Annotated in this window: 23 protein-coding genes; 11 read left to right on the top strand and 12 right to left on the bottom strand. The window is 62.4% G+C overall.

The window, feature by feature from the left end; translation table 11 throughout:
- Positions 1 to 40 precede the first annotated feature (40 nt).
- The 3 genes from KV697_RS00390 to KV697_RS00380 form a co-directional block, all read right to left on the bottom strand.
- Positions 41 to 2,407 (bottom strand): membrane-bound PQQ-dependent dehydrogenase, glucose/quinate/shikimate family, encoded by a 2,367-nt coding sequence (locus KV697_RS00390; RefSeq protein WP_219019581.1) that lies wholly within the window; start codon positions 2,405 to 2,407, stop codon positions 41 to 43.
- A 468-nt stretch (positions 2,408 to 2,875) separates the two neighbouring features.
- The gene (locus KV697_RS00385; RefSeq protein ID WP_219019580.1) at positions 2,876 to 3,223 is read right to left on the bottom strand and encodes an antibiotic biosynthesis monooxygenase family protein; all 348 of its coding nucleotides are present in this window, start codon (positions 3,221 to 3,223) and stop codon (positions 2,876 to 2,878) included.
- Entirely contained in the window at positions 3,220 to 3,549 is a 330-nt protein-coding gene (locus tag KV697_RS00380; protein ID WP_219019579.1) for an NIPSNAP family protein, read from the bottom strand. The genes KV697_RS00385 and KV697_RS00380 overlap by 4 nt, the downstream gene beginning before the upstream one ends.
- Positions 3,550 to 3,687: 138 nt before the next feature.
- Between KV697_RS00380 and KV697_RS00375 the strand changes: the two genes are divergently transcribed.
- The 5 genes from KV697_RS00375 (at position 3,688) to KV697_RS00355 (ending at position 7,471) form a co-directional block, all read left to right on the top strand.
- Entirely contained in the window at positions 3,688 to 4,401 is a 714-nt protein-coding gene (locus tag KV697_RS00375; RefSeq protein ID WP_219019578.1) for an ArsR/SmtB family transcription factor, read from the top strand.
- Positions 4,402 to 4,487: 86 nt separating this feature from the next.
- Positions 4,488 to 5,024 carry a GNAT family N-acetyltransferase gene (locus KV697_RS00370; RefSeq protein ID WP_219019644.1) on the top strand — a complete coding sequence of 179 codons (537 nt, stop codon included), beginning with the start codon at positions 4,488 to 4,490 and terminating at the stop codon, positions 5,022 to 5,024.
- Between the two features lie 467 nt (positions 5,025 to 5,491).
- On the top strand, positions 5,492 to 6,427 hold the full coding sequence (locus tag KV697_RS00365; RefSeq protein WP_219019643.1) for an alpha/beta hydrolase: 936 nt from the start codon (positions 5,492 to 5,494) through the stop codon (positions 6,425 to 6,427).
- 176 nt (positions 6,428 to 6,603) lie between these two features.
- Entirely contained in the window at positions 6,604 to 7,032 is a 429-nt protein-coding gene (locus KV697_RS00360) for an ester cyclase (RefSeq protein WP_219019642.1), read from the top strand.
- Positions 7,025 to 7,471, top strand: a complete 447-nt coding sequence (locus KV697_RS00355; protein WP_219019641.1) for a MarR family winged helix-turn-helix transcriptional regulator — start codon at positions 7,025 to 7,027, stop codon at positions 7,469 to 7,471. Before KV697_RS00360 ends, KV697_RS00355 begins: the two co-directional genes overlap by 8 nt.
- A gap of 122 nt (positions 7,472 to 7,593) precedes the next feature.
- Here the strand turns inward: KV697_RS00355 and KV697_RS00350 are convergent, their stop codons facing one another.
- On the bottom strand, positions 7,594 to 8,898 hold the full coding sequence (locus KV697_RS00350; RefSeq protein WP_219019640.1) for an MFS transporter: 1,305 nt from the start codon (positions 8,896 to 8,898) through the stop codon (positions 7,594 to 7,596).
- 59 nt (positions 8,899 to 8,957) lie between these two features.
- Entirely contained in the window at positions 8,958 to 9,944 is a 987-nt protein-coding gene (locus KV697_RS00345) for a hydroxyacid dehydrogenase (protein WP_219019639.1), read from the bottom strand.
- A 160-nt stretch (positions 9,945 to 10,104) separates the two neighbouring features.
- On the opposite strand from KV697_RS00345, the gene KV697_RS00340 reads away from it, so the two are divergent.
- The 3 genes from KV697_RS00340 to KV697_RS00330 are packed head-to-tail and all read left to right on the top strand — an operon-like array spanning position 10,105 to position 14,498.
- Entirely contained in the window at positions 10,105 to 13,011 is a 2,907-nt protein-coding gene (locus tag KV697_RS00340) for a TonB-dependent receptor plug domain-containing protein (protein ID WP_257575467.1), read from the top strand.
- Between the two features lie 18 nt (positions 13,012 to 13,029).
- Positions 13,030 to 13,704 (top strand): RraA family protein, encoded by a 675-nt coding sequence (locus tag KV697_RS00335; RefSeq protein ID WP_219019638.1) that lies wholly within the window; start codon positions 13,030 to 13,032, stop codon positions 13,702 to 13,704.
- A complete protein-coding gene (locus KV697_RS00330; RefSeq protein WP_257575466.1) occupies positions 13,704 to 14,498 on the top strand; it encodes an IclR family transcriptional regulator in 795 nt (264 codons plus the stop codon). The genes KV697_RS00335 and KV697_RS00330 overlap by 1 nt, the downstream gene beginning before the upstream one ends.
- A gap of 156 nt (positions 14,499 to 14,654) precedes the next feature.
- On the opposite strand, the gene KV697_RS00325 is transcribed toward KV697_RS00330, so the two are convergent.
- A complete protein-coding gene (locus tag KV697_RS00325; RefSeq protein ID WP_219019637.1) occupies positions 14,655 to 15,125 on the bottom strand; it encodes a J domain-containing protein in 471 nt (156 codons plus the stop codon).
- 326 nt (positions 15,126 to 15,451) lie between these two features.
- Between KV697_RS00325 and KV697_RS00320 the strand changes: the two genes are divergently transcribed.
- Positions 15,452 to 16,084 (top strand): tyrosine-type recombinase/integrase, encoded by a 633-nt coding sequence (locus tag KV697_RS00320; RefSeq protein ID WP_219021131.1) that lies wholly within the window; start codon positions 15,452 to 15,454, stop codon positions 16,082 to 16,084.
- Positions 16,085 to 16,306: 222 nt separating this feature from the next.
- Here KV697_RS00320 and KV697_RS00315 read toward each other — a convergent pair whose 3' ends face one another.
- Complete coding sequence (locus KV697_RS00315) at positions 16,307 to 17,506, bottom strand: sensor histidine kinase (protein ID WP_257575465.1); 1,200 nt, start codon at positions 17,504 to 17,506, stop codon at positions 16,307 to 16,309.
- A complete protein-coding gene (locus tag KV697_RS00310) occupies positions 17,466 to 18,713 on the bottom strand; it encodes a sigma-54-dependent transcriptional regulator (protein ID WP_219019636.1) in 1,248 nt (415 codons plus the stop codon). Before KV697_RS00310 ends, KV697_RS00315 begins: the two co-directional genes overlap by 41 nt.
- 331 nt (positions 18,714 to 19,044) lie before the next feature.
- Here KV697_RS00310 and KV697_RS00305 point away from each other — a divergent pair, with 331 nt between their 5' ends.
- The gene (locus KV697_RS00305; protein ID WP_219019635.1) at positions 19,045 to 21,468 is read left to right on the top strand and encodes an ABC transporter permease; all 2,424 of its coding nucleotides are present in this window, start codon (positions 19,045 to 19,047) and stop codon (positions 21,466 to 21,468) included.
- Positions 21,469 to 21,780: 312 nt separating this feature from the next.
- Here the strand turns inward: KV697_RS00305 and KV697_RS00300 are convergent, their stop codons facing one another.
- Positions 21,781 to 22,941, bottom strand: coding sequence for an FAD-dependent monooxygenase (locus KV697_RS00300; RefSeq protein WP_219019634.1), 1,161 nt, complete (start codon positions 22,939 to 22,941; stop codon positions 21,781 to 21,783).
- A gap of 78 nt (positions 22,942 to 23,019) precedes the next feature.
- On the opposite strand from KV697_RS00300, the gene KV697_RS00295 reads away from it, so the two are divergent.
- Positions 23,020 to 23,655, top strand: coding sequence for a TetR/AcrR family transcriptional regulator (locus KV697_RS00295; protein WP_219019633.1), 636 nt, complete (start codon positions 23,020 to 23,022; stop codon positions 23,653 to 23,655).
- A gap of 329 nt (positions 23,656 to 23,984) precedes the next feature.
- On the opposite strand, the gene KV697_RS00290 is transcribed toward KV697_RS00295, so the two are convergent.
- The 3 genes from KV697_RS00290 to KV697_RS00280 are packed head-to-tail and all read right to left on the bottom strand — an operon-like array spanning position 23,985 to position 26,020.
- On the bottom strand, positions 23,985 to 24,449 hold the full coding sequence (locus KV697_RS00290) for a hypothetical protein (RefSeq protein ID WP_219019632.1): 465 nt from the start codon (positions 24,447 to 24,449) through the stop codon (positions 23,985 to 23,987).
- A 54-nt stretch (positions 24,450 to 24,503) separates the two neighbouring features.
- Entirely contained in the window at positions 24,504 to 24,929 is a 426-nt protein-coding gene (locus tag KV697_RS00285; RefSeq protein WP_219019631.1) for a transcriptional repressor, read from the bottom strand.
- The gene (locus KV697_RS00280) at positions 24,926 to 26,020 is read right to left on the bottom strand and encodes a CobW family GTP-binding protein (RefSeq protein ID WP_219019630.1); all 1,095 of its coding nucleotides are present in this window, start codon (positions 26,018 to 26,020) and stop codon (positions 24,926 to 24,928) included. Before KV697_RS00280 ends, KV697_RS00285 begins: the two co-directional genes overlap by 4 nt.
- Positions 26,021 to 26,072: the final 52 nt, after the last annotated feature.

Below are 26,072 nucleotides of genomic sequence, written 5' to 3'. Positions count from 1 at the left end.
ACTACCCACATCAGCTATGGTGGCGAACATCGCGGTCGTGTCAGCTTCTCGGTAGCGCGTAGGCGAGCGTGTAATCGCCGTACCGGGTACCCAGAGCGCCGTGTCCGCCCGCGGTGATCACGACATATTGCCGCCCGTCGCGCCCGCGATAGGTCATCGGCGTCGCCTGCGCGCCCGCTGGCAGCCGCGCTTTCCAAACCACCTCGCCTGTGTTGAGGTCGTAAGCACGGAGATACTGGTCCGTCGTCGCCCCGATGAACGCTAGGCCACCCGCGGTGATGATCGACCCGCCGAGGTTCGGCACGCCGGTCTTGATCGGCACGCCAAGGTGGGATCCGAACAACCCGGTATCGCGCGCGGTGCCAAGCACCTTCTTCCACAAGATGCGGCGCGTGTTCAGATCGACTGCGGTCAGATGGCCCCAAGGCGGCGCTACGCAGGGCGCCCCGAAGATTCCCACCCATGCCTTTACTACCGCGACGTAGGGGGTGTTGTACTGGGTTTGCAGCTGCGCCTGCATGGCGTTCTCACCGCCCTGCTTCTGCTTCATCATCGGTGCCACGCGCGGATCGTCGCGGCGCATCAGCCACAGCTTGAACGGCATCTCCATGGTGTTGACGGTCATCACCCCGCGGACGGGATCGACCGCAGCGCCGCCCCAGTCGGTCACCCCGTCGAATGCCGGATGTCCGATGATCGGGTTCAGCCCCATCGGCTGGTAGATGCCGGTGCCCTGCGCGCGGCGGATGTCGATGCGGCAGAACAGCTGGTCGATCGGCGTCGCGCCCCAGGTCGCGGTTTCGGTCGGTGCCGCCGGGGTGAAGCTCGGCATGCCGGTCGAGAAGGGCTGGGTCGGTGAGACCCGCACGCCCGGGGTGGCACCGTCAGTGCGCACCGGCCGTTCGGTGATCGCAGCGAGCGGCGCGCCGGTCAGGCGGTTGAGGAAGAACACCTGCCCCATCTTGGTGGTCTGGATCAGCGCGGGGATGACCTGTCCGTTCGGAGCGCGGTAATCGAACAGTGAGGGCCCGATCGGCAGATCCATGTCCCACATGTCGCGGTGAACGAGCTGCCGCGTCCAGCGCAGCTTGCCGGTCGCGACGTCAAGCGCGACGATCGACGAGCCGAACCGGTCATCGAACGGCCGGCGATAGCCGATCCAGTAATCGGGCGAGGCATTGCCCGTCCCCAAATAGACGAGGCCGTTGGCGGCATCGGCGGTGATTGCTCCCCACACATTCGGCGTGCCGCGGGTATAGGTCTGTCCTGCCCGCAGCGGCGCGATCGCATCCTGCGAACGGCCGACGTCCCAGGCCCAGACCGGCGCGCCCGACACCGGATCATAGGCGCGCACGACGCCCGATGGGATATCGCGATTGACGTTGTCGATGATCCGCTCGCCGATGATCAGGCGATTGTTGACCACCACGGGGGGTGTCGTACCGATCTGATCCGACGGCTTCGAGGTCCCCATGTTGGTGCGCAGGTCGATCGCACCGCCATTGGCGAAGCTCGGGCACGGCCGTCCGGTATCGGCATCGAGCGCGACCAACCTTGCGTTGAATGTGGGCGCGAAGATGCGGCGCGGGCACGGCGTTCCCATCGGCGCTTCGAAATAGGTGACCCCGCGGCAGACCAGATAGTTGTTGCCAGCGATGGCTGCGTCCTCGTGCCAGCTCCACTTCGTCTTGCCGGTGGTCGCGTCGATCGCCTGGACGAAGGAGTGCGGCGTGCAGGTATAGAGCGTGTCGCCGATGTGGATCGGCGTCGCCTCGGAATGATACTCTCGCTTATGTTCCTGGGTCTCAGCCGCCATCGGCAGGTCGCCGGTGCGCTGCGTCCAGGCTAGCTGCAGCCGCCCGACATTCTGAGGCGTGATATCGGCCAGCGCGGAGTAGCGGCGCCCTGACAACGTGCCGCCGTAATCGCGCCAGTCGCCGTCGGCTTCGCCGATCGGCGCCGGCGCGATCGAGGGTACGGCTGGTGCGTTCTGCGCTTCCACGCCGTCACCATGCAACACCAGCCCAGCTAGGCCTGCCACGACCAGCGCCGCTGCGACCGCGGGCACGGCATGCGCGCGTGATCGCCAGGACCGCGCTCGCCAGCCCGTCAGCAGCACAAGAATCAGCAGCACCGTCGGCGCGACTACGCGAGGCACCAGCTGTAGCCCGTCGAGCCCGACCTCCCACAGCGCCCAGACCAGCGTCGCGACCCAGATGGCGATGAATAGCCAGCGCCCCAGCGGGCTGCCCCGCCCAAGCAGCGCACCGCTTGCCACCATCGCGATGCCGACGATGAGGTAATAGGGCGACCCGCCGATCGATGCGAGGACGGCGCCCGCCACCGCAAAGAAACCGCCGAGCAGGGCGATCACCCATGCCAGCACCACCCGATAGACCCGCGCCATCTTCTTCCCCTTCACGTCGTCTTGGCTGAACGCGTAGAACGGGCGGAAGTCTCAGAGGGAGAGCCCCGGCACGTGGCCATCCTTGCTCATTGTGCGGCTCCCGGCTCCATGATCCAGCTTCAGTATCTGCGCTGGATCGAGCGATGGCGTTGGCGATCGTGAACCTACGAACGCAACCGGCTAGATGACCCAGAAACGGCCGCTTAAGGCTGCCAAGCCGCTTCCCGCTTTCTGCCATTTGTTCATCTCGCGATAGCCGATCACTCACATCAAGGCTGGATGCTTGAATGTCCTCAAATGTTAAGAGCGGGCAGTTCACCTGCGGGTACGCAGATGGCGCTAGCCGATGTCGCGGCGGACCGCCTTTGCCAAAAACCATGGTTGAGCGGGAAGCCGCTAGGCTTCCCGAAACCTCCCCTGGCAGGGGAAATGGGAAGGGTAGACGTGTTTCAGTGTGGGGCGACTGTCCTACATCGAATGAACAGCTAGGCTATCTGCTGGAGCCTCGATACGATCGAGCATCCCGTAATCGCGGACGACGCTGGCGACCCGCAGCCGATAGTTCGTGAAGATGCCTGCTCGCCCTTGCGCCTGCGTGGCACGGTGCGCGAACGTGTTTCGCCACTGTTGAACAGCCTGCTCGTCCCGAAAGAACGAGAGCGACACCATCCTGTTTGGCGTGGACATACTTTGAAAGCGCTCGACTGACAGGAAGCCGTCGATCGTTTCCAACTCGCCGCGCAATGCAGCGGCGAGCGCAAGATACTGGTCCGTTCGCCCCTCGGCCAAATCGACCTCGAAGATGACAGCGATCATGGTTTTACCAGCGGCGCATGGGGCGTCGAGGCAAGTCTGAGGAACATCCGATCCTCGTGCAGGATGAAGCGTTCCCGCTTCGCGAACTCGTAGTTGCTTCGGCCAAGGGGATCATCGCGCAGTCGCGCACGGTAACCCTCGTAGGCGGCGAGGTTTTCGATGTTGTAGAGGCCATAGGCTGTGGTCGCCGACCCCTCATGAGGGGCGAAATAGCCGATCAGATCGGCCCCGCAACGCGGGATTGCTTGCCCCCAGTTGCAGGCATATTCCTCGAACGCATCGACACGAAAGGGGTCGATTTCATAGCGGATAAAACACGTAATCATGAATGGCCTTCCGGTGTTGCCGTGACCGGGCCTTCATAGATCGCGGGCTTTGGGCGATGCTTCGATCGGCATCGAACCATTACGGAAGCCGCATATGCGAGGACGTGTGCAACGAAACCCGCTTCGGGTGAGAGATAAATGCTGACTACGACCGGAATTGCCGAAATCGCCGCCCTGATCGGCGATCCTGCCCGAAGCGCGATGCTGGTGACGCTGATGGACGGGCGCGCGCTGACGGCGACCGAGCTGGCCGACGTTGCGGGGATCACCCCCCAGACGGCGAGCAGTCACTTGGGGCGGATGACGGAGGCGGGGCTGCTGGCGGTCGAACGGCAGGGACGCCACCGGTATCATCGGCTCGCCTCGGTGACCGTCGCCACCATGATCGAAAGCATCATGGCGGTCGCGGCCGAACCCGCGAACCTTGCAAACCGCAAAGTAAGGACAGGCCCTCGCGATGCCGCAATGCGACGCGCCCGCTCCTGCTACGACCATCTAGCTGGCAGCATCGCCGTAGCTGTCGCTGATCGCATGGGTGAGCGAGGCTACATCACCGATCTGGCTGATGGAGGCGAGCTATCCGCCGAAGGAATCATGTTCTTCCGATCGATCGGTGTTGATATCGATACGGCACTGAACCGCACGACGGCGCGCAGGCTGTTTTGCCGCCCCTGCCTCGATTGGAGCGAACGCCGCCCGCACATCGCCGGGACGGTCGGTGCAGCCCTCCTGAATGCGTGCATCGAACAGGGCTGGATGCGACGCAACGATCGCTCGCGGATTATCTCGATCACGAGGGCCGGAGCGCTGGCGCTCAACGTCAACTTCGGTATCAAACTAACCGAACAATAACCGGCTGTGTCGTTCCCGTTTGGGAACGACCAACAAGACGGCCTGCGCCGTCTCGTTTGGGATGGTTTTTCGAAAATGCAGAGGCAATGGAATATGTGGGCGCCGCCTGTCGGCTGGCGCAGCATTCTGATGTTGCAAAGGAGCTTTTGCGAATGCGCGTTGAGCCGGTCCACCCCTCTGATCCGATGGCGCTACAGCTACTCGATCAACTTTCGGTCACGCTGGCTGGTATAACCGGAGATAGCGGGAGATCGTCATTCGACCCCTACGATGTAGAGGGAGCCGGGGCCTCGTTTGTACTGGCGTATGACGCACAGGGTAACGCTCTGGGGTGCGGGGCATATCGACCGCTTCAGAAGGGCGTGGCGGAGTTAAAGCGGATGTTCGCCATTCCGGCAAGTAAAGGGGTGGGATCAGCTATTCTAAACGATCTTGAAAGGAGAGCAGAAGCCGATGGCTATCGCGAGTTGTGGCTGGAAACACGATTGGTAAACAGCCGCGCCGTTAAGTTCTACGAGAGGAACGGCTACCATCGCATTCCCAACTTTGGCAAATATGTTGGACGGCCTGAGGCAGTCTGCTTTTCGAAGACCTTGGGACGGGAAAGCGTTATGACGGCATAAAGCGCCAACTGGACACATCCTATGGTGATGCCATGCCGATCGTCACTCTCGACTGGGAACCCGTGACGGGAATCCCGCAGCGCCGATCGGGCTGACGGCCGCCTGCGGGGCCCACTTTCCCGAAATCTATTCGAATGCATTTTCCCGAAACTATAGGGCGAAGGCGGAGTAACGGGAAAGCCGCTCCCCATCCCAAGCAGTGCGTTTCGAGAACGCAATCGACGCGGTGAGCGACCAAGATCGTCCATGTCGCGATCACTCGCTCAACCGCTGTGAAGACCCAGAAGCGGTCATTCCGGGCGGAATTGACGCTTCCCGATTTCTGCCATTCGTTCATCTCCCGACTGCAGGGAGCATGCACAGCCGAGCCGACCGACCGGTCTCTGGCATGGTAGTTGGCGCACGACTCGTTCAGCGGCGGTTAGTGCCCCAAGGTCGATCAAGACCCCCGCTCATGAGAGGTGGCGATGATATTCGATACCGACCGTAGAAGCTTGATCAAAGCCGCTGGAGGGCTGCTCGGTGGTCTTGTCATCGCTGGCGCGTGGCGAGGCACTGCGGCAGCCAGTCCTTCGGAGCGCCGTTCGATTTGGCCTGGCGACGCACCGGGCGGTGGTGGCCCCTCCGGCCCGATCGTCATCGACGCAAAGGGCGCGGTTTCGAACGTCGCCAGCCCGACGCTGGAGGTTTTTCGGCCCTCTCGGCCGAACGGTGCTGCCGTACTGATCGCCGCTGGAGGTGGCTATAAGCGGATCGAGATGGCGACCGAGGCGATGCCGGCCGCACGCTGGCTCACGGCCCATGGCATCACCGCCTATGTCTTGACCTATCGTCTGCCCGGCGAGGGCTGGCGCGATGGCCCGCTCGCTCCGCTCCAGGACGCGCAGCGCGCCATCCGGATGATCAGAGCGGAAACGAAAGGACCTGTAGGCGTGCTCGGCTTTTCAGCGGGTGGGCATCTGCTCGGGCTTGCCGCGACACGGTCTGCTTTCGCATCCTATCGCCCCCTTGATGCACTCGATGCGCAACCGGCCTCCGTAGACGAGGCGGCCCTCATCTACCCTGTCGTGACGCTCGAGCCGCCCTTCGATCATACATCGACCCGCGTCCAACTGATCGGGCGACATCCGTCGCTCGCCGACGCTGCGGAGTGGTCGGTGCAGACGCACGTCCGTGATCACTGCCCTCCGATGTTTCTGGTTCAGGCCGAAGACGATCCGATCTCAAACATCGCCAACACCGCGATGTTGGCGGACGCTTGCCGTGCTGCTGCCGTACCGGTCGAGCGCCATGTGCTGCCGAGCGGTGGTCATGGCTTCGGCATGGGCCATCCGGGCACCCCGACCGCCGCCTGGCCTGGCTGGTACGCCGACTGGCTACGAACACGGGGCGTTCCCGCGTGACGGCCCAAGAGCCAGCCATTCGTCCGCCCCTCAGTGGCAACCAAGATTAGACACTGATTCCGTTGCCTCAATAGGGCGGAACCCGTCGCGCACAGGACTGCCTCAGTTCGCGGATTTGAGTTCGACAAACCAGCGATATATACAGTTATGCTGTATATATCCTCAGAGGAGGCACTATGTCTATCGATGGTGCGAAAGCAGTGGTTCTCCGTTTCAATCGAGACGTCATCGAGCGGGGCGATCGTGATGCGTTCGAAGCGTTGATGGCGCCAACGTTCATCAATCGATCGGCGCCACCTGGCGCTCCTTCGGATGGCGAAAGTATGTGGAGCACCTTCGATCGGGTTCTGCGCCCTGCGATCGCGGGCCTCACCGTCACCATCCACGATCAGATCGCAGAAGGGGACAAGGTCACCACTCGCAAAACCATATCGGGAACCCATGATGCCCCCCTCCTTGGCGTAGCGCCCACCGGGAAACCCATTCGGATCGACGTCATCGACATCGTGCGGGTCAAGGACGGCCGTTATGCTGAACACTGGGGCATCAACAACCTTTCTACCGTGCTCGCCGATCTGCAACGGGGCGGACCGTCAGATGAGTGAGGCCGGCGAAGCGCCGGACGATGTGGCTGAACTGGCCGAGGATCTCCGGCAAAGCGTAAGCGCGTTCGTCCGTGCCGTGCGACAGCGAACGGGCACGCCGAAGTCGGCACAGTCCGAGACACTCGATCTTCTCGAAAGCCTCGGCTCCATGAACGTTGCCGCTTTGGCTGACCGACGCGGCGTCACTCACCAGACGATGCGCCTCGTGGTCGCAGGCCTCGACGCGGACGGATTGGTGCGACAGCTCGCTGATCCCGCCGACCGCCGAAGCAGACTCGTGTCGATCACATCCGACGGGCAACTCGCACTGTCGCACGCACGAACAACTCGCGCCGTCCATATTGCGGATGCGATTCACAGCTTGTTGTCGCCTGAGGAGCGCAAACAACTGAAGAACGCGATACCGATCCTCAATCGGCTGTCAGATGAAGCAAAATGACGCCCCCGCCTGACACCATTTCAGCTGGAGATGGAAAAGGTTCGCAGCAAAAGCTGAAACGACTAAACCTTGGACATCCATTCACAAAGTATTTTAGGTGGATCGCAAATATTTCCCTGGGCCTATGTCGAGGATACACCTGCCGCAGCTCGTCCTTTCGCTGCTTGGCCGACATGAACCACGACTGCGGCGCTCGCAACGGTAAGAACGGCTAGAGGAAGAAGGGCCAGGACGTAACTATCGGTCGCGTCGTGGATTAGCCCATAGACGTTGACCATAAGTCCGCCTCCGATGAGGTTAGACGTGGCATTGATCGCAGCGATGCCTGCTGCCGCAGTACTGGCCGACAGCCAGCTTGACGCCATGCTCCAGAACGGGCCCTTGAAACAATAGGCTCCGGCAAGCACGAAGGTCAGCAGCAGTACGGTCGGTATCAGCCCGGTCAGCGCGAAGGTTCCAACGGCGCCAACAGCGATGAGAAGCAGGGGCAGCGCGGTATGCCAGCGCCGTTCTCCCGTCGCATCCGAATGACGGCCCCACAGAACCATGGCGACGGCCGCGATCCCATAAGGGACCGAATTGACGAACCCCGTCTGAAGATCCGTCAGCCCGAACGACTTCAAGAGTTGCGGCTGCCAGACGCCAAGGACGCTGCCGGCCGCTGACGCCCCCGAGCACGCGATTACCATTGCCCAGAATGCTGGTGTCCGTACCAACCGCCAGGCAGACCCATCGACGAGCGGCTTCGATCCAGACGCCGGGGCGAGCTCATGCGCAAGCCAGGCGCGCTCGTCATCGTCGAGCCAGGCGGCATCGGCGGGTCGGTCCGTCAGCACCCGAAGACAGGCCAGTCCAAGAAGAATGGTCGGAATGCCTTCGCAGATGAACAACCACTGCCACCCTCGCAGCCCTCCGAGTCCGTCCAGCGCGAGCAGCAGTCCCGACAGGGGTGAGCCGATAAAGCTCGACACCGGTATGGCGATGGCGAACAGCGCCAGCATCCGTCCGCGATACCGGGGCGGCATCCAATAGGTGAGATACAGGATCACGCCCGGAAAGAAGCCCGCTTCCGCGGCGCCGAGCAGGAAGCGCATCACGTAGAAGGACTCGGCGTTCCAGACAAAGGCCATGCCCGTGGACACCATCCCCCAGGTGACCATGATGCGGGCGATCCAGTAGCGGGCACCGATTTTCTGAAGCATGAGGTTGCTGGGTACCTCCATCAGAAAATAGGCGACGAAGAACAGGCTGGCCCCGAACCCGAAGATGCGGGCGGACAGGCCCAGATCGGCATTCATCTGCAGCGACGCCATGCCGACATTCGCCCGGTCGATGAACGCCATAAGGTAGCAGAGCATCAAGAAGGGCAGCAGGCGCCAGGTCACCTTGCGCATGGTGCGCATTTCGAGCGTCGTCTCGGCGTCCATTTCACTCTCCTGGAAAGTCGCGCGTCTTCGCGTCGGCACCGTTTCAGTCAGCCGGAGGGTCAGACGGTGGCCAGCACCGCCTTGTTGATGTGATTGCGGGGGTCAAGCGCGCCGCGCTCGAGATAATCGGCGATCTGCTCGATACAGCGGACCCCGACGCGCGCACGCGCCTCATGGGTGTTTGCGCCGACATGTGGGCTGACCACGACATTGTCGAGGGTGAGGAGCGGGTGATCCGCCGCGATCGGTTCGTTGGCGAAGGTGTCGAGGCCCGCTCCCCCGAGCCGCCCTTCGCGGAGCGCCGCGACCAGTGCGGGCTCGTCGATCAATTCCCCACGCGCCGTATTCAGCAGGATTGCCCCCGGCCGCATCCGCGCGATCGCCGCCGCGTCGATCAGCCCCCTGTTTTCGTCGGTGAGGGGGCAATGCAGGCTGAGAATATCGCTCGACCTGAACAGCGTGCCGACATCCTCGACCAGCTCCACGCCTTCGGGCACCAGATGGGCGGGCAGATAGGGGTCATATACACTTGCGGTCACGCCGAACGGACGCAGCAACGTCAGAAAGGCACGCCCGATTGCCCCCAGACCAATGAGACCAACCGCCTTGCCCGCCAATTCGGTGCCCGCATAGGTCGACTTGTCCCAATGACCGTCACGAATACGGCGGTCGAGCCATGCCGTCGAGCGTGCAACACCCAGGAGCAACGCGAGCCCCTGCTCCGCGACCGACTGCGCATTGGCACCCCCGGCCACCACAACCGGAATCCCGCGTTCAGATGCGGCGTCCACATCAATGCCGTCGATCCCAACACCATGTTTGGCGATGATCCGAACGGTTTGCATGCGCGTGATGGCGTCACGGGGAATTCGCCCCAGTCGCAGGATGAGCGCGTGGGCCTCGGCTTCATTAGCGGCCCCGGCCAGTTCATCCGCATCGGGATAGGGCTTGCAAACGGACATCGTGATCCCGCGCTCCCGCGCCTGGTCCTGCGCGGCCGGAGCCACGGCCCCGCCAACCACAAGGATCGAAAGATTCTGCGTCATCAAGGCTCCTCGTCCCACGAGTCTCTTTGCTCGTTACGAACCAGATTAAACGCGTCGCATATTTTTGCAACGTCATTTCGAAATGGTGTTGCAACAAGTATCATTTTGTATAGGAATGACGTCACGATCCGAAAAACGGACGCCTTCAGGAGAGGTTTTCATGCGCTTCCATGCTTGTCCGCCCGTGCCCATTCGCGCCCTGCTACTTGCGAGCGCGGCTTCGACGCTGCTGATCGCGACGCCCGCCCACGCCCAGGCGGTCGCCACGGAGCGCGCCGACCCGGCCGCCTCTGATGCATCCGGCGTTCAGGCGGCTCCGCAGACGGTGCCAGAGGCTGTCCAGACTCAGGAGGGGCAGACCGCCGAAGTCGCACCGGACAACACCGCAACGCCGCAGGCTGACAAGGAAATCATCGTGACCGGATCGCGGATCGGTCGCAGTGGCTTTACCACGCCCACCCCGGTCACGGTCCTGAGTTCCGATCAGCTGGTCAAGGCATCGCCCTCGACCATCGCGGACTCGCTGCGCACCATTCCCGCCCTTACCGCAACCAGTGGGCCGCAGCGGGCGAGCGGCACCCAGGGTGGCGGCCAAGCCTTTCTGAACCTCCGTAATCTTGGCGCGGTTCGCACGCTGACGCTGCTCGACGGACGTCGTTTCGTGGCGGCCAGCCAGTTCGGCACCGTCGACGTCAACCTGCTGCCCTCCGGCCTGATCCAGCGCGTCGACATCGTCACCGGCGGTGCATCGGCCGCTTATGGCTCCGACGCGGTCGCGGGCGTCGTCAATTTCGTGCTCGATACGAAGTTCGAAGGCCTGAAGGGCGAGGTCAACAAGGGCATCTCAACCGAAGGTGACAATGCCGAGACGCGTGCGGTCCTGACCGGCGGGGTCAGCCTCTTAAGTGATCGCCTACACCTGGTCGGCAGCGCGGAATATTACAAGAACGACGGCATCCTCGAAGGCGCACGCGCCTGGGCACGCCGGGGGTCGAACCTGATCAACGGCCCGGCCGGTGGCCCTACCCTAATCTCTGCCGAGGACGTGCGCGTCATCGGTACTTACGGTGGGATGCTGACCGGCGGCACAGGCGGCACCGCGGCGCAGAACGCGCAGTTCCGCGGCCTGCAATTCGGTCCAGGGGGCACCGTCTCGCCCTACAGCTTCGGCTCCTACCTCACCTCGACGCAGCAGATCGGCGGTGACGGCGTCAACTCTGAGCTCTTCCAGGAAATCAACCGCCCGCTGGAGCGTGCGGCGTTTTTCGGGCGCGCCGAATATGACCTGACGGAGAATTTCTCGGTGTTCGGGGAGGCGTCCTATGGAACGACCAGCACCCGCTATTCGACGTCGGTCAACCGCCACCAAGTCACGAACCCGATCACAATCCGGCGCGACAATGCCTTCCTGCCCGCCCAAGTGCGTGCGCTCTTCGCCGCCAATCCGTCGGTCACGAGCGCGTCCATGCTGCGCTACTCTGTCGAGGGCGGGTTCACCGACGTGGACATCAAGACCGATACCGACCGCTACGTCGCCGGCTTCAAGGGCGAGATCGGCGGCCTGAAGATCAACGGCTATTACCAGCATGGCCGCACCAAGCAGCGCACCGACGTGCTGAACAACGAGATCACGGCCAACTTCACCCGCGCGGTCGATGCCGTGGTCAATCCTGCGACCGGGCAGATCGTGTGCCGATCGACGCTGACCGATCCTAACAACGGCTGCTCGCCTTTCAACGTGTTCGGCGTGGGTTCGCCCTCGGCCGCCGCGCTGGCCTATACACGCGGAACGAGCCGCACCAATTCGACCTTCAAGGAGGATGTGGCCGCGATCAACCTGTCGGGCACCGCCTTTGAAGGCTGGGCAGGACCGATCTCCTTTGCGACCGGCTTCGAATATCGCAAGGAACAGGCCGAACTGACGGTTGATGCGCTCTCGCGCGCGGGTGCGTTCCTGTTCGCCAATCCACAGCCTTGGTCGGGTCAGTATGACGTCAAGGAAGGCTATGTGGAAACCGTCATTCCGCTCCTCCGCGACGTCACCCTGTTCCGCAATCTCGAGTTCAATGGCGCGGTGCGGTACACTGACTATTCGACCAGCGGCGGTGTGACGACCTGGAAGGCCGGACTGAGCTGGACGCCCGTCGAATCGCTGCGACTGCGCGGCACGCGCTCGCGCGACATCCGCGCACCAAATCTGTCGGAACTGTTCACCAGCGGGCGTACCAACACCGTCACCGTGACCGATCCGTTCCGCAACAACGTCCGCCTGTCCGGCATCTTCGTCACCAACAGCGGCAACACCACGCTGCAGCCCGAAAAGGCGGACACGCTCACCTTGGGCGCGGTCTATACGCCGACCTTCGTATCGGGCCTAAGCCTCTCGGTCGATTATTACGATATCAAGATCAAGGACGCGATCGGCACGCTGACCGGGCAGCAGACGCTCGACCAGGCGTTCGCCGGTAACGCGATCGCACAGTCGCTGATCCAGCGCGATACGGCAGGCAATCTGACGGGACTGTTGGCCTATCCGATCAACCTGTCGGAGTTGCAGACCAATGGCGTCGACATCGAGGCCAGCTACCGTGTGCCGCTCGCCTCGATGCTCGAGACCGATGCCACCCTGTCGTTGCGCACCGTGGTATCCTATGTCGGCAAGCTGGCGACCACGACGCCGGGCTCGCCGTCGATCGACCGCGCGGGTGAAGTCGGCATCAGCGCCAACCCGCATTGGCGGTTCAACGCGCAGGCCGATTTCAACAAGGGCGGCTTTAACTTCTTCAATCAGGTCCGCTTCATCGGCCGGGGTCGTTACGACAACACCCGGGGCCCCACCGCCGTCGACATCCAGACGATCAAGGCGCAGGCCTATTGGGACAGCCAGATCGGCTATCGTTTCGACGACTTCGGCAAAGGCGCCGAGATGTTCCTCAATGTGTCCAACGTGCTGAACCAGGCACCGCCGTTCGCCCCCGGCGATGGCTCGATCCCGGTCGCCACCAACACCGCGCTCTACGACACCTTCGGCCGACTGTTCCGCGTCGGCTTCCGCTTCTCCTTCTGAGCTTTTCGGAGTTTTCCCATGGCGATAGGTTTTCGCATCCTGCCAGTCGAACAGCGTATCGACGCCGAACTGGTGTCACGTTTCGCCGCCCTTCCCGTCGCCAATGTCAGCGACGCGATGAGCCGCATGACGGCGGGCGGCGCCTCGCTGCGCCCCATGCATGCCGGTGGCGTGCTGGCAGGACCAGCCGTCACGGTGAAGGCGCGGCCGGGCGACAATCTGATGCTGCACAAGGCTTTAGACATTGCCGAGCCGGGTGACGTCGTGGTCGTCGATGCGGGCGGAGACCTTACCAACGCGCTCATTGGCGAACTGATGACTGCCTATGCCGAAAGCCGTGGTATCGCCGGGATCGTGATCTGGGGCGCGATCCGCGACGCCGCGACGATCCGGGCCAATGCCTTTCCGGTCTTCGCAGCGGGCGTGACCCATCGCGGCCCCTACAAGGACGGCCCGGGCGAGGTGAACGTGCCCATCGCGATCGAAGGCATGGTGATCCGTCCCGGCGACCTGCTGCTCGGCGATGACGACGGGCTGGTCTGCGTGCCCATCGCGGATGCCGAGCAGGTCCTCAAGACCGCATCGGCCAAGCATGCGGCGGAGACAGCACAGATGGAAAAGATCCGACGCGGCGAGAATCCCCGCGCCTGGGTGGATGAGACACTCAAGCGACTCGGCTGCGAACGCGTGTGATGACGCGGGCGTCCTTCCGGCGCTATACGACGCCTGAGATACGGCAGGATATGATGGCGACGGTAATGAAGGACAGGCCCGCTTCCGAAGGCGTGGCGGCGCTCGAGCGCGGATTAACGCTGCTGACAGCGTTCCGGCAGGGCGACGGCGCACTCGGTCTTGTTGAATTGTCCGAGCGCACTGGGCTCGTGAAAAGCACGATCATGCGCCTGGCCGTCTCACTCGAGCGTTACGGTCTGCTCGTGCGTATGCCGGACGGCCAGTATCAGCTTGGCAGCGAGGTGGTCCGTCTCAACACCATTTATCAGGAAGGTAACGACCTCGAACGGCATATCATGCCGGTGCTTGCTAAGCTCGCGGCGTCGACGGGGGAGACGGCGACCTTCTATGTCCGCCATGGCGAGGTCAGGCTGTGCCTGTTCCGGGTCAATTCGCCCAGCAGTCTTCGCCTCGATGTCCAACCGGGTACGCAGCGGCCGATGGACGCCTCGGCTTCCGCGCAATTGCTTAGGCTCTTCGAACAATGGCCTGAACACCGCCCCGCCCTGCCGCCAATCCCGCTCTACACCGTGGGCGTAACTACGCCGCATGTCGCCTCCATGTCGGTACCGATCATCGGCCACGGCGATCGTTTGGTCGGCGCCTTGAGTTTGGCAGGCCCCGATGCACGGTTGAGTAAGCAGCATGCGATCGAACTAGCACTCCCGCTATTGAAGGCAGGATTGGACTTGTGTCGCGCACTGGGGGGGCAGGCGGACGATGTCTACCGTGTGCCCATCGCCCTCGCGACTTAAACTTTAACGGTGAACAGACCCAGGATCAGACATTCGCGATCCCTTTTCCCCTGCCCAACTTCGGCCGCTTGTTCATCACCGCGTTGTGGCCGCTGTAGGAAGCAGGTTGTGCAAATCGGGCTTCATGCCCGATAAGGTGCGGACGGCTTTGGCTGGTTATGGTACGCGTTGAACTGCCACGCCATGTCGAGCCGTAGATGCCGAACCGGGCTCCTCGTAATACAGAACAAGGATGGTCGCTAACGGTGCGGCGGTAAGGATTAACAGAAAAAGGCCGATCAGCCAGTCGTTGGTGTCTAGCGGCTGCGAGAAGCTACCGCTGGGCGGCATGGAAGAGTTAGGTCGCATAGGGCGCCTGCTGGCTTTCCTTGGATGAACCGGGCGATCTGCACTAGTTTGATGAGCGGACGGCGTGAAATATAAGCGGTCGTAGGCGGCGCGCGCTTCCTTCTTGCCTAAAACGGCATATGCCTCATTGATCTCCTTCGCGCGGGCGGAAACGTCCACACCATGATTGGCATCGGGATGATATTGACGGAGCAGCGCCTTCCACGCGGAGTGTATAGTGTCGCGACTTGCCGTCGAGGGCACCCCGAGAACGGCATAATAGTCGGGTGATAGAGCCATCCGGTTGTCACCTGTCGCTAAAACGCAAAACGAACTTCCACCTAGCGGGCGATCACAATCGGACCTTTTCGGCGATCCGAAGAGCGACTTTGGCATCAACCGTCAGATGGCTACCATTTCCATACGCAAGTTCGGTGCTTCAACAAAACCACAATCGCCTCCGATGCCAATTTTCGGAAGTGACATAGGCCAGCGCCTTTGCGGCCAACATTATCGGACGATCCTTAATGTGTCTGGATGACAGAGCATCCATCACGTTTCCAAACCGCGCATTTACGGCGGCCGATTATGATGTTGGCACCGACTCGGCGCAATGGAGAAAAGCGATGGGTCACTCGGCAATGGATCCCGCCTTCCACGAACTTCGCCCTTGGAATGAGGGCCGATTGGTTGGTGCCAAGCGGGCGCTTAAACAGCAGCAAGTTTGGGCCATTCGCTTTTGGCTTGATCAACACCGGCGATTACGTGATCGAGCGCTGTTCGACCTTGCTATCGATAGCAAATTACGCGGCTGCGATGTGGTCAAAGTCCGCATCGGCGATCTGGTTTCTGGCGGGCGTGTGCGGGATCGCGCCATCATCGTACAACAGAAGACAAAGCGTCCTGTTCAGTTTGAACTTATGGATACGGCCCGTAAAACAATACGCGCATGGCTTGAACGGCGTGGTGGTACGCTCAATGATTTCGTCTTCCCGAGCCGCAACGATTACATGGCCCACATGAGCACACGCCAATATGCCCGTCTTGTACGGGAATGGGTGATCGGCATCGGCCTACCCCCGCAGGATTATGGGACGCACTCGCTTCGGCGAACGAAGGCCTCAATTATCTACAAGGCGACCGGCAATCTCCGCGCCGTTCAGATTCTCCTCGGTCATGCAAAGATTGATAGCACCATTCGCTATTTGGGCGTCGACGTGGAGGACGCTTTGGAGCTGGCTGAACGGACGGAAGTCTAACCAAATCTCATGCAGTCATTCAAATTCACTTTTTCCAACCCAACTTCAGATATCCGTTTATAATTCTTTTCCAACAACTATTGGAATTTCTTAGCAATTGGCGTTGCGGATGAGAAAGAGGCGCACAATCCACCAAGAAGATCGCTGGCGGTCATAGCCGATGCAGGTGACTGCGGCCCTTTCGAAATATAATGCCTCGGTGGTTAGGCTTCTTGCGATCCATCAGATCCGATCCGTGAATACACTATCGCTCGGTGTGCAAGCTTTGGGCACCCATGCACGGAATATTGCTGGTGAAGGACTAATCAAAGTCAACGTGCCGCCATGCGCCTGCATGACTTGGCGTGCCAAGCTGAGCCCGATCCCGCTTCCGCTGGGCTTGGAGGTGTAGAAGGGGCGGAAAATGCCATGCCTGCGATCCGGCGGGATGCCCGGTCCGTTGTCCCGTACCTCGATCGTGAGCACGTCATTGGCGATACTAGCCCAAATATCGACCTGACCACAAGAAACGCCACCGTGCTCAATCGCCTCGACGGCATTTTGCAACAATGCCCAACATGCCTGGTTCATCTGGTCACGATCGATCTCGACACACAGGCCAGGTTCAATGTCGATCGAAAGACCAACGCCTGGCCAGCGGCTTGCGAATAGCCGGGCAAGGTCATTGAGCATATCTTCAACTGACACGATCAGCCGCAAAGGCGGCGGCAGACGTGCTAGTTCGCGATAGGCCTCGGTGAAACGCCGCAGCCCCTCGGCGCGTCGCGCAAGCGTCGTCAGAATTTCCGCGAGCAGGGCCGGATCCTCGTCACGGGCCTCGGCCGCAGCGATCCCGCACTCAGCCAGCGATACGATCGGGACGAGTCCGTTCAGCATTTCGTGGCCCAGTACCTGAATCATCTCGGCGCTTGCGCGCGCCTCTGCGGTGCGTTCTTCGCTTTCGATATCAATCAGTGCCACCACCGACCGGTTACCGACCTCCACCCTGTCGGCACGCCAGTTCCGGCCGGCGTGGCGCAGATGCGTGGCATCCCGGTCGAACAGCGTCGTCGGGGGCGGCAATATCCGATCGTCGGTCGCGAAGAGACGGCGCGCCGCCCGGTTCATCGTCCGCACCGTCCTTCCGGCAACCAGCACCAGCGGCGTTGGCGAAGCATCAAGCAGCAGGTGATGCGCGATCTGCGCTTCGTCGGGCGCGCCGGGCGTCGCGGCCGGGACGACTAGGTGCTGCTTCGCCAAAAGCAGATTGGCCGCGAGCAGCCATACCAGCAGCAGGAGCGCGCCGGACAATGCCAGCCATAGACCATGCGTCCCCGCCATCCCGGCCGCCATACCGGACAGCCCCAGTCCCGATCCAACCAGCAAGGCATGACCTTCTCGTCTAGAGACCATATTGCGCCATCCGGCGATAAAGGGTGCCACGGCTTAGGCCTAATGCCGCCGCCGCCCGCGATACGTTGTGGCGATACTCCTTCAATGCGGCCTCGATCATCAGCTTCTCGGCATCCTGCACGCGGAATACCGGTACGGTCTCGGCCGCCGAAGCGGCGAGCGGCATGATCGGCCGGATCGCAGCGACGTCGATCAGGCCATCGTCCGACAGCACGACCGCACGTTCGATCGCCATCGCCAGCCCGCGTACCTCGTCCGGCCAGTCGGTGATAGCGACAAACGCCTCTGCCGCAGGCGTTAGTCGCGGCGCGGCATGGCCGTAGGTTTCGGCAGCGATGCTTGCGAAGTGCCGACCGAGCAGCACCGCGTCCTCTCGACGTTCCGAGAGCGGCGGCACCGCGATCTCGACGGTACAGAGCCGCCGACGCAGTGCCGGGGACAGTAGAGCGACATGGTCGACGATGGTAATGCAACGTAGGCCCGGCACCAGCCGGTCGAGCAGCCGGGCCTGCGCGTGTGCAGCCAGCTGATCGGCGTGTCGCAGTATGATCGTGCCGATGGCCTGGTCCAGAGCGGGCCATTGGTCGGGATCGCTCAGGTCGACCCGTGTCGGCTTGGTCTCGGCGGTGGAGGACGATGCGTGAAGCGCCTCGGCGACCAGCGAGCGTCCGGTGCCGGATGCTCCGGTGACACACACGGAGGCGATCGTCGGTCCGACCCTCCGGACAAGCGCACGGACGCGTTCGATCGCGGCCGATGCCCCAAGCAGAGCGCGGCCTGCCGACGGACCGATAGCCGCAGACTGCTGGACCGCGCTGTTGCCCGCGTTTCGCCTGATCGCGGAGTCGACCTTGCCGAGCAGATCGTCCTTGCGCCACGGTTTGATGATGAAGTCGCGAGCGCCCGCCTGCATGGCCGTCACAGCGATGCGGATGCCGCTATGGGCGGTGATGACCACGACGCACGCACGGGGATCGTCCGCGACGATCCGGGCGAGACAGGCCAGCCCCTCTTGACCATCCGAGCGGCCCGCCGTGAAATTCATATCGAGCAGGATCGCGTCATAGCGACGACGCGCGAGCATCGAATAGGCGCTGTCGGGGTCGGTAGCGATCTCAACCCGATATCCCGCCAGCCGAAACAGGATCTCCGTGGTACGACCGACGACCTTATCGTCCTCGATTATCAGGATTTCGTCGGGTATTGACGTGTGGTCGGAGTGTCCGGCCGCGGACATAGTGTTCGCCGACGACGGATCGCCTGTTCGCGATGGTGAGCAAAATTGTTCATTCATAGCGACTTAGCTTTTTGGATCATGGGCAGTGACATCATGTCCATGATGACCGAACCACCCACATACGCAACACCAGCGCCAAGCCGCTATGGACAGGCGGATCGACGGTGCACGCCGCCATGCGGGTTGAGCCGGAAGGCGGGCGAAAGATCTGACTTCAGGTGCAACCGACTTGGCCGGGTGGCCCGGGTAGCTCAGACCGCGCTGCACCGCCTACGCGGGAAATCCCCGCACCTCGCCTGCTGCTAATTCTACTCCTGTCCGGATATATGCGATGAACCGTTTCGCGCTCACTTCGCTCTATCGCTCGCTGACCCGCCACAAGCTTTATACCGCGCTGAACATCGGCGGGTTGGCAGTGGGGATCGCCGTGTTCCTGGTTCTGGGCCTTTATGTCCGGTTCGAGACGAGCTTCGAGCGGTGGCTGCCGCATCATGACGAACTCTATGTCGTACAGACCCAACTCCAAATCCCCGGCAGCCCCTTTAATGGAGCCTATCCGGTGACGATGCCGGGGCTGCTAGAAGAGATGCGCCAGGATTTCCCCAGCCTGGTTGGCACGCGCATCCGTGGCGGCAAGCAGGGAGGCAGCGTCATCCGCGAAAACGACGCGATCGGGACCGACGTGGCGCAGGTTGATCCGTCCTTTTTCGACGTCTTTGATATCCCCATGGTTCGCGGAGACGGGCGACGAGCCCTCGCCGATCCGTCGGGTGCGCTGCTCAGCCGGACAGAGGCGCAACGGCTGTTCGGCGATGCCGACCCCATCGGCCAGAGCATTACGATCGCCGTCGATGCGCCGGAGGTCTACCGCGTCTCCGGAGTCTTCGAAGACCTGCCCAAAACCACCGACCTTCAGGCGAACATCTTGATCCCGATGCCCCGCACGCCGCCGCCGCCGGTGCAATGGTCTTGGTACCGATGGGGCATGGTGGATGGCGCGACCTATCTGCGTTTTCCCGACGCGGCGGCGGCGCACGCGTTCGCTGCGAAAATGCCGGCTTTCGTCCGACGCCACGCCGGGCACGATCTGGGCCCCGATCCGGCCAAGATCGTCGCGCTCTCGCTGCTGCCGCTCACGCGCCTCCATTTGCAACCGCCCGGCGGGGCGGAAAGCAGCGGACGTAGACTGACGATCGTGACGCTGGGGCTGGTCGGTGTGCTCACCTTGCTGATCGCGATCATCAATTATGTGAACCTCGCGACTGCCCAGTCGAGCCTGCGCGCCCGCGAAGTGGCGATGCGCAAGGTCCTGGGCGCGGATCGGGGGAGGCTGATCCGCCAGTTTCTCGGCGAGGCGGCCGCAATGGCGGCGGTAGCCAGTTTGCTTGGCATGATCCTGGCGGAGGTTAGCCTGCCCATCGTGAACGCGGCGGGCGGCCTTTCGCTGAACTTTCCCTATGCCTTGGCCCTGCCCTTGCTGGTGGCGCTCGTCCTGGTCATCGCATTGGCGGCGGGTTTCTATCCGGCGGTCCTCCTGTCCCGCTTTCCGGCCGCTGCCGTGCTGGCCTCGGCACGGGCGCCAGGGGGTGGGCGCAGCGGCGCGCGGTTTCGCGAGATGCTGGTCGTGATCCAGTTCGGTCTGGCGATCGCCTTCATGATCGGCACGGTCGTGCTCGTGGCGCAGACGGCGCATGTCCGACGATCCGATCTAGGTTTTCGACGCGAGGGGTTGTTGGTCATACCCTCCCTGGCAGACAAGCGGATCTTTCCCACCCAGGCTCGACCGATCCTCGACGCGCTGCGTCGCTTGCCCGGTGTAATTTCGGTCGGATCGAGCAGTTCGGCCCCTGGCATGGTCAATGCCAGCCTCGACATGATCGAGCAACCAAGCGGGCCGGGCGTAACGGTCAACAACATCCCCGTCGGGCCAGATTTCTTTCGCGCCTATGCACCCCGGCTGCTTGCCGGGCGGGTCTTCGACGATGCGCATAGTGGCGACGATTCGAGCGACTGGACCAAGTGGAAAAATGGCCGCAACGTCGTCATCAATCGCAAGGCGCTTGAGCAGCTCGGCTTCCGCACACCCAAAGAAGCGGTCGGCAAGACCGTTGGGCGTGGTGCTCCGCGCACGATCATTGGCGTGATCGACCAGCTCCGTTTCGCTTCGCCACGCACGGCCGAAACCGCTACCCTGTATCAATATGCCCGGGATGTACCAACGTCCGCCGTTGCTGCCATCCGCTACACGGGCGACACCGCCACGATGCTGGCCCGCATCCGGTCGACCTGGCGCCGCCTGTCACCGCAGGTGCCGTTGGTCGTCGGCACCGCAGATCAGCGGCTGGTGGACTTCTATAAAGCCGATGAGCAGGCCACGCGTCTATTCGGGGTCGGCGCGGGGGTAGCAGCGCTGATCGCTTGCGTCGGTCTATGGGGGCTGGCATCGTTCAACACCGCGCGCCGGGTGAAGGAAATTGGCATCCGCAAAACGCTGGGCGCGTCATCGGCCGATATCGTCAAATTGCTGGTGGGGCAGTTCCTGCGGCCTGTACTCCTCGCCAATATCTTGGCCTGGCCCTTAGCCTATGTCGCGATGCGAATTTGGCTGGCTGGGTTCGATGACCGGATCACCCTTTCGCCGCTCTTCTTTGCCAGTGCCACCCTGCTGGCGCTCGCGATCGCCGTGCTGACCGTACTAGGCCAGGCGCTGCGCGCCAGCCGTGCGACTCCCGCATGGGCATTGCGCCATGACTGAAATCGCTTTGTCCAACGGCACCCTCTTGCAGGCTGCGGCCCAAACTTAGAGGCGTGGCGGGAGACGGCAGCGCAGGCATTGAGCTCTACCCCACCATCACGGTAGCGGTCGTTTGGGCGCGCGATCGCTTACTAGCAGGCCGCTAGGGCGGCCGAGACCCATTTGCGGTCATTCGAGGCTTGTTTTTTTAGCTTCCCATGTTCTGCCGTCCGTTCATGTTGCCAACGGGTAGCCTCATGCGCGGGAGATGAACGTTCGAGCCAATCACTCGCGCGACTGATCAGGCCGCAACAACGCCGCCTGGCGAGAAGGCTACCAACCCATATCGCCTGCGGCGATCTCTCGGTTACGCTCGGCAAGCTCATCCTCGTCCGCCGGACACATGGTCGACATGCCGTCGCTGGCCGCCCGCTCCTGTATCTGCTCGACGAACGGACGCAACCCGTCCTCATAGTGACGGAACGCAGATGCATGATCGTCGCGATAGCGCTCCAATGCGGCCGCCAGGCGACCGGCGCCGATGATGGCCATCGAGCCGCCGAGGCCGGCGAGCGGCGAGACGCAATACCCAGCATCCCCTACCAGCACGACCCGTCCGCGAGACCAGCACGGCATTCGGATCTGACTGATCCTGTCGAAATAGAAGTCGTCGTCTCCAGCAACGGCCGCGAGCATGGCCGGCACCTTCCAGCCGAGATCGCCGACCTGGTCCTCGATCAACCGCCGCTGCTGCGCCCGATCGCGATAATCATAGGCGATCTCGTTCTCCGTCCGGAAACCGAAGCCGATGTCCGTACGATCATCGTAGCCGTTGAGCATCGCCATCCGCCCGGGTGTCCGGAAAACCTCCGTCGTATCGGCGGGAAGCAACCCGGTCTCCGGCACGACTTTCAGAAAGAAATACCCGCCCATGAAATGGGTGAACTGATCGCCACCGCCGAATACCAGCCGCCGCGTATTCGACCGGTTGCCGTCGCACCCGACGACCAAGGCGACGTCACGCCGCTCGCCGTTGTCTAGGGTCACCGCTACCCCGTCCGCGCGCTCGACGAGCCCCGTGATCGACCGGCCGAACAGCAGCTCGACATCGTCCGCCACCGCATTGAACAAGATGTCCAGCAGGTCATCGCGATGGATTTCGTACCTTACCTCCGAGGCTTGATCGCCTCCAACTCCCATCGAACCCAGAGTGGAATCATCCGCATTCTTGAACGCAAACCGGCGAGACGGCAGCGCCTTGGCCCTGACATGGTCGATGAGGCCCATCCTCTTCAAGATATCGATCGTCTCACCTTCGATGTCGACGGGTGTGCCACCACGTCGCAACCCCGGTGCCGCCTCAATGATGATGACCCGATAGCCAAGCCGCCTCAACCCATAGGCGGTGGCTAAACCGGCAAAGCTTGCACCGCTGATGAGGACGGCACCGTGGTCAGAACGAGAGTTAAGCGCGTCGCGGGTTGACGGAACCATGAGGGCATCTCCAAAATGGATATGACATCAATATATACCGGGTACAATTTAATGAGCAATACAGCAAAGGATGCTCGGATGGATCGACGGACCCGGAAGCGCCTTGCGACCCGCCAAGCCATATCCGACGTTGCGACCCGCCTCTTCATGGATCGTGGGTTCGATCAGGTGACGATCGACGAGATCGCGAACGCTGCCGATGTCGGACGCATGACGGTGTTCAATCACTTTCCGCGCAAGGAGGACATGTTCTTCGACCGAGAAGAGGAAGCGCGCAATCTGGCGTTCGACACAATCCGTTCGCGCCCGTCAGGAACCTCGCCGATCGAAGCGCTGGGCGCACTGGCCCACCAGATGATCGAACAGCCGTCCGAGGCCTTTCCGTTGTTTGAACATACGCAGGCCTTCGTCGAGACGGCCCTGGCCAGCGAGACGTTGAAGGCGCGCGGACGCCAGATGCGCGACCATTTCGTTCAAGATCTGGCCGCCCTCTTCCAGGAAGAGCATCATGACGGGGACGATAATGCCCTCGCACATTTGGCCGCTGGGCTGATCGCCTCGGCGTGGAGCACGGCGTTCCTTCGCGCGCACGCCGAGCTCAGCCGTACGGGCGACGTTCAGGCCGCGAAGCGTGTATTCTTGGTCATCATCGACCGAGGCGTTACCGGCACGCTTGCCGCGCTTGAAGGCACACCACTGATAGGTACGGCCTGACCCAACTGCGGCCGTTCAGGCCACCCTGCCTACTTCCCGAAACCTATCATTCGTTCAGGTTTTGGCGCAAGTCTGCAGGCTTCGGCCACTCCAGGTATAAAAAGCGTCTAAATCTGGGAAAAAGACGCCGTCCCGATGCCAAAATTGATAATCAGTTATGGGTGGCACCCAACGTTTAGGATTGATCCATGCAGTGTAGTGGAGCATTTGTTACTCCGCTAATTCGCAGTATTAATACCAAACAAAGACGACGGGCTACGCAGTAATTATTTGCGTTGAGGTAGTCTACCTAACCTAAAAAACTCAACCTCACAAACCAGTATTATTGACTATGGCTCATAAGGCAATGACGACTGGTGAAGAATAATGCGCACCTTGCCGTCCTCGCATTCCTTAAATACGAAGCTCTTGTTCACAAAAATGTGGCTGTCGTCCTGACCGATGAAATGCACATTGCATTGCACGATCGCGAGATCGCCATGCAGGATGAAGTCCTCCTTGCTGTACCAAACCTTCGCCCAGGGTTTCAGCTTGAAACCCTTATCCTCGGGGAATTTGTCGCTCCCGCCCACGAAATAGGCCAGTGCACCCTCCTTCGTCGGCCGGAAGGTCCGGGTGCCGAAAGTCAGGGTCGGCTTGAACAGTACCTTGCCAGCGTCATAGTCGTAGTGGTCGGTCAGCACCTGCGCCGCGACGGCTCGCGGATCGCCGCCGTCGGAATGGGCCTTGCCGACCGCGACGACATTGTCGCACCAGGTTTGCAAGGCTTTGTGGACCATCTCTCCGGTGAACATGGCTATTGATCCTTCTTTCTAGAGGGTTCACCCGCGTTCAGCGGGACGGAAATGTCATGAATTTGGGCAGTGCTCTACCGGCGCACCATCGGCGCAAGTCCCGCACAGGCCACCCGCCTCTACCGGGGCCGCGGCCAGTCGGAACCGCCGACCGGTCGCATCGGTATGGATCACGCGCAGCGCTGGGTTCTCAACCAACTGTACGCCGTGGCATTCCAGACAGACGAGGCACAGGTCCGCCGATGCCGGTCGTGGGACATAGGCGCCCAGCATCTCGATCCGCAGCACACGCCCCTGACGCACCAATCGCGCGAGCGTGCGATACACTTGCGCGGGAACGACCCGCCGCCCGTCCTGGCTGGCCTGGCCGGCAATGTCATAGGCACTGAGCGGACGAGCCTGCCCGGTGAGAATGGTGCAGATCAGTTCGTCGATCTCGCCGGCGCGACGACGGGGAACGGCAGCGGCGTGGTGGATCATGCCGGAAGGTCCGCCGCGACCCGCTCGACCAGTCCCTGCAACTGCACGTCGCTCAGCCCCATCGTCATCAGCGCCAGCGTGCCACGCAGTTCTTCGGGATCGATGCGGCGAGTGATGAACACCATCCGCGTGCGCCGGTCCTCTGATGGCCAACGCTCCAGCTCGACCGGCGGATGGAAGATATGCTGCACGCCGTGGACGATCACGGGTGCGTGATGCCCCGCCAGGTTCACGATCCCCTTCACCCGCAGCAAGTCGGCGCCCCTGAACATCGTGAGCAGCCCCAACCACCGCTCGAACGCCAGCGGGTCGAGCGGCGTGTCGAGGGTCAGGCAGGTCGCGCGGATACCGTCGTCATGCCGGTTCACATCGTGATGATGGTGATGGTGGCCGGCGTGATGCGCTTCCTCCGCCAGCCAGCGGCGTACATCGTCGCTCTTGCTGGCGGGGTCCCATAACCCGACATCGAACAGCAGCGACGGGTCGACCGCCCCGTCGGTTACGGCGATGACCGGCGCACCGGGGTTGAGCGCCGCCAATCGGCCCCGGATCGCGCCCTGCCCCGCCTCGTCGACCAGGTCGGTCTTGGTCAGCAGCAGCCGGTCGGCGACCGCCGCCTGCTTCACCGCCTCCGGCTGCGCGTCGAGCGTCACCATCCCGGTCGCAGCGTCCACCGTCGCGATCACCGCGTCGAGACGGTAGAGCGCCTCCAGCCGCGGATCAGTCATAAGGGTGTGGAGGATCGGCGCCGGATCGGCCAGCCCGGTCGTCTCGATCACCACTCGATCGAACCAGCACTGCCCGTCCCGCGCGAACCGCCACGGCGCGTCGCGCAGCGTCCGCGACAGGTCGCCGCGAATGGTGCAGCACAGGCATCCCCCCAACATTTCGACCACCAGATCGTCGTTCGAGCGGGCGACCAGATCATGATCGAGCCCGACCGCCCCGAATTCGTTGATGATCACCAGCGCCCGCGCCATCCCCGGCGAGCGGACGAGATGGTTGAGAACCGTCGTCTTGCCGCTGCCGAGAAACCCGGTCAGCACCGAGACCGGAATACGCGCGCCCGCGCCCGCCATGATGCCGCTCATGCCTGCTCCTCCATCGGGCAGACGGGGCGGCGATCGCCTGAGATCGGAGAGC

Origin of the sequence: Sphingomonas sanguinis (assembly GCF_019297835.1) — a bacterium.
In the GTDB taxonomy this organism is placed as follows: domain Bacteria; phylum Pseudomonadota; class Alphaproteobacteria; order Sphingomonadales; family Sphingomonadaceae; genus Sphingomonas; species Sphingomonas sanguinis_D.
Note: the sequence above shows the minus strand (reverse complement) of the source record. Positions and strands in the feature narration are given on the sequence as shown.

Coding starts and splice junctions, on each gene's coding strand:
- KV697_RS00300 (WP_219019634.1), bottom strand. CDS start 22,941: ATGGTTCCGTCAACCCGCGACGCGCTTAACTCTCGTTCTGACCACGGT.
- KV697_RS00320 (WP_219021131.1), top strand. CDS start 15,452: ATGGGTCACTCGGCAATGGATCCCGCCTTCCACGAACTTCGCCCTTGG.
- KV697_RS00380 (WP_219019579.1), bottom strand. CDS start 3,549: ATGATTACGTGTTTTATCCGCTATGAAATCGACCCCTTTCGTGTCGAT.
- KV697_RS00290 (WP_219019632.1), bottom strand. CDS start 24,449: ATGTTCACCGGAGAGATGGTCCACAAAGCCTTGCAAACCTGGTGCGAC.
- KV697_RS00385 (WP_219019580.1), bottom strand. CDS start 3,223: ATGATCGCTGTCATCTTCGAGGTCGATTTGGCCGAGGGGCGAACGGAC.
- KV697_RS00325 (WP_219019637.1), bottom strand. CDS start 15,125: ATGGCTCTATCACCCGACTATTATGCCGTTCTCGGGGTGCCCTCGACG.
- KV697_RS00295 (WP_219019633.1), top strand. CDS start 23,020: ATGGATCGACGGACCCGGAAGCGCCTTGCGACCCGCCAAGCCATATCC.
- KV697_RS00355 (WP_219019641.1), top strand. CDS start 7,025: ATGAGTGAGGCCGGCGAAGCGCCGGACGATGTGGCTGAACTGGCCGAG.
- KV697_RS00365 (WP_219019643.1), top strand. CDS start 5,492: ATGATATTCGATACCGACCGTAGAAGCTTGATCAAAGCCGCTGGAGGG.
- KV697_RS00375 (WP_219019578.1), top strand. CDS start 3,688: ATGCTGACTACGACCGGAATTGCCGAAATCGCCGCCCTGATCGGCGAT.
- KV697_RS00345 (WP_219019639.1), bottom strand. CDS start 9,944: ATGACGCAGAATCTTTCGATCCTTGTGGTTGGCGGGGCCGTGGCTCCG.
- KV697_RS00390 (WP_219019581.1), bottom strand. CDS start 2,407: ATGGCGCGGGTCTATCGGGTGGTGCTGGCATGGGTGATCGCCCTGCTC.
- KV697_RS00335 (WP_219019638.1), top strand. CDS start 13,030: ATGGCGATAGGTTTTCGCATCCTGCCAGTCGAACAGCGTATCGACGCC.
- KV697_RS00360 (WP_219019642.1), top strand. CDS start 6,604: ATGTCTATCGATGGTGCGAAAGCAGTGGTTCTCCGTTTCAATCGAGAC.
- KV697_RS00340 (WP_257575467.1), top strand. CDS start 10,105: ATGCGCTTCCATGCTTGTCCGCCCGTGCCCATTCGCGCCCTGCTACTT.
- KV697_RS00305 (WP_219019635.1), top strand. CDS start 19,045: ATGAACCGTTTCGCGCTCACTTCGCTCTATCGCTCGCTGACCCGCCAC.
- KV697_RS00310 (WP_219019636.1), bottom strand. CDS start 18,713: ATGTCCGCGGCCGGACACTCCGACCACACGTCAATACCCGACGAAATC.
- KV697_RS00280 (WP_219019630.1), bottom strand. CDS start 26,020: ATGAGCGGCATCATGGCGGGCGCGGGCGCGCGTATTCCGGTCTCGGTG.
- KV697_RS00370 (WP_219019644.1), top strand. CDS start 4,488: ATGGAATATGTGGGCGCCGCCTGTCGGCTGGCGCAGCATTCTGATGTT.
- KV697_RS00330 (WP_257575466.1), top strand. CDS start 13,704: ATGACGCGGGCGTCCTTCCGGCGCTATACGACGCCTGAGATACGGCAG.
- KV697_RS00285 (WP_219019631.1), bottom strand. CDS start 24,929: ATGATCCACCACGCCGCTGCCGTTCCCCGTCGTCGCGCCGGCGAGATC.
- KV697_RS00350 (WP_219019640.1), bottom strand. CDS start 8,898: ATGGACGCCGAGACGACGCTCGAAATGCGCACCATGCGCAAGGTGACC.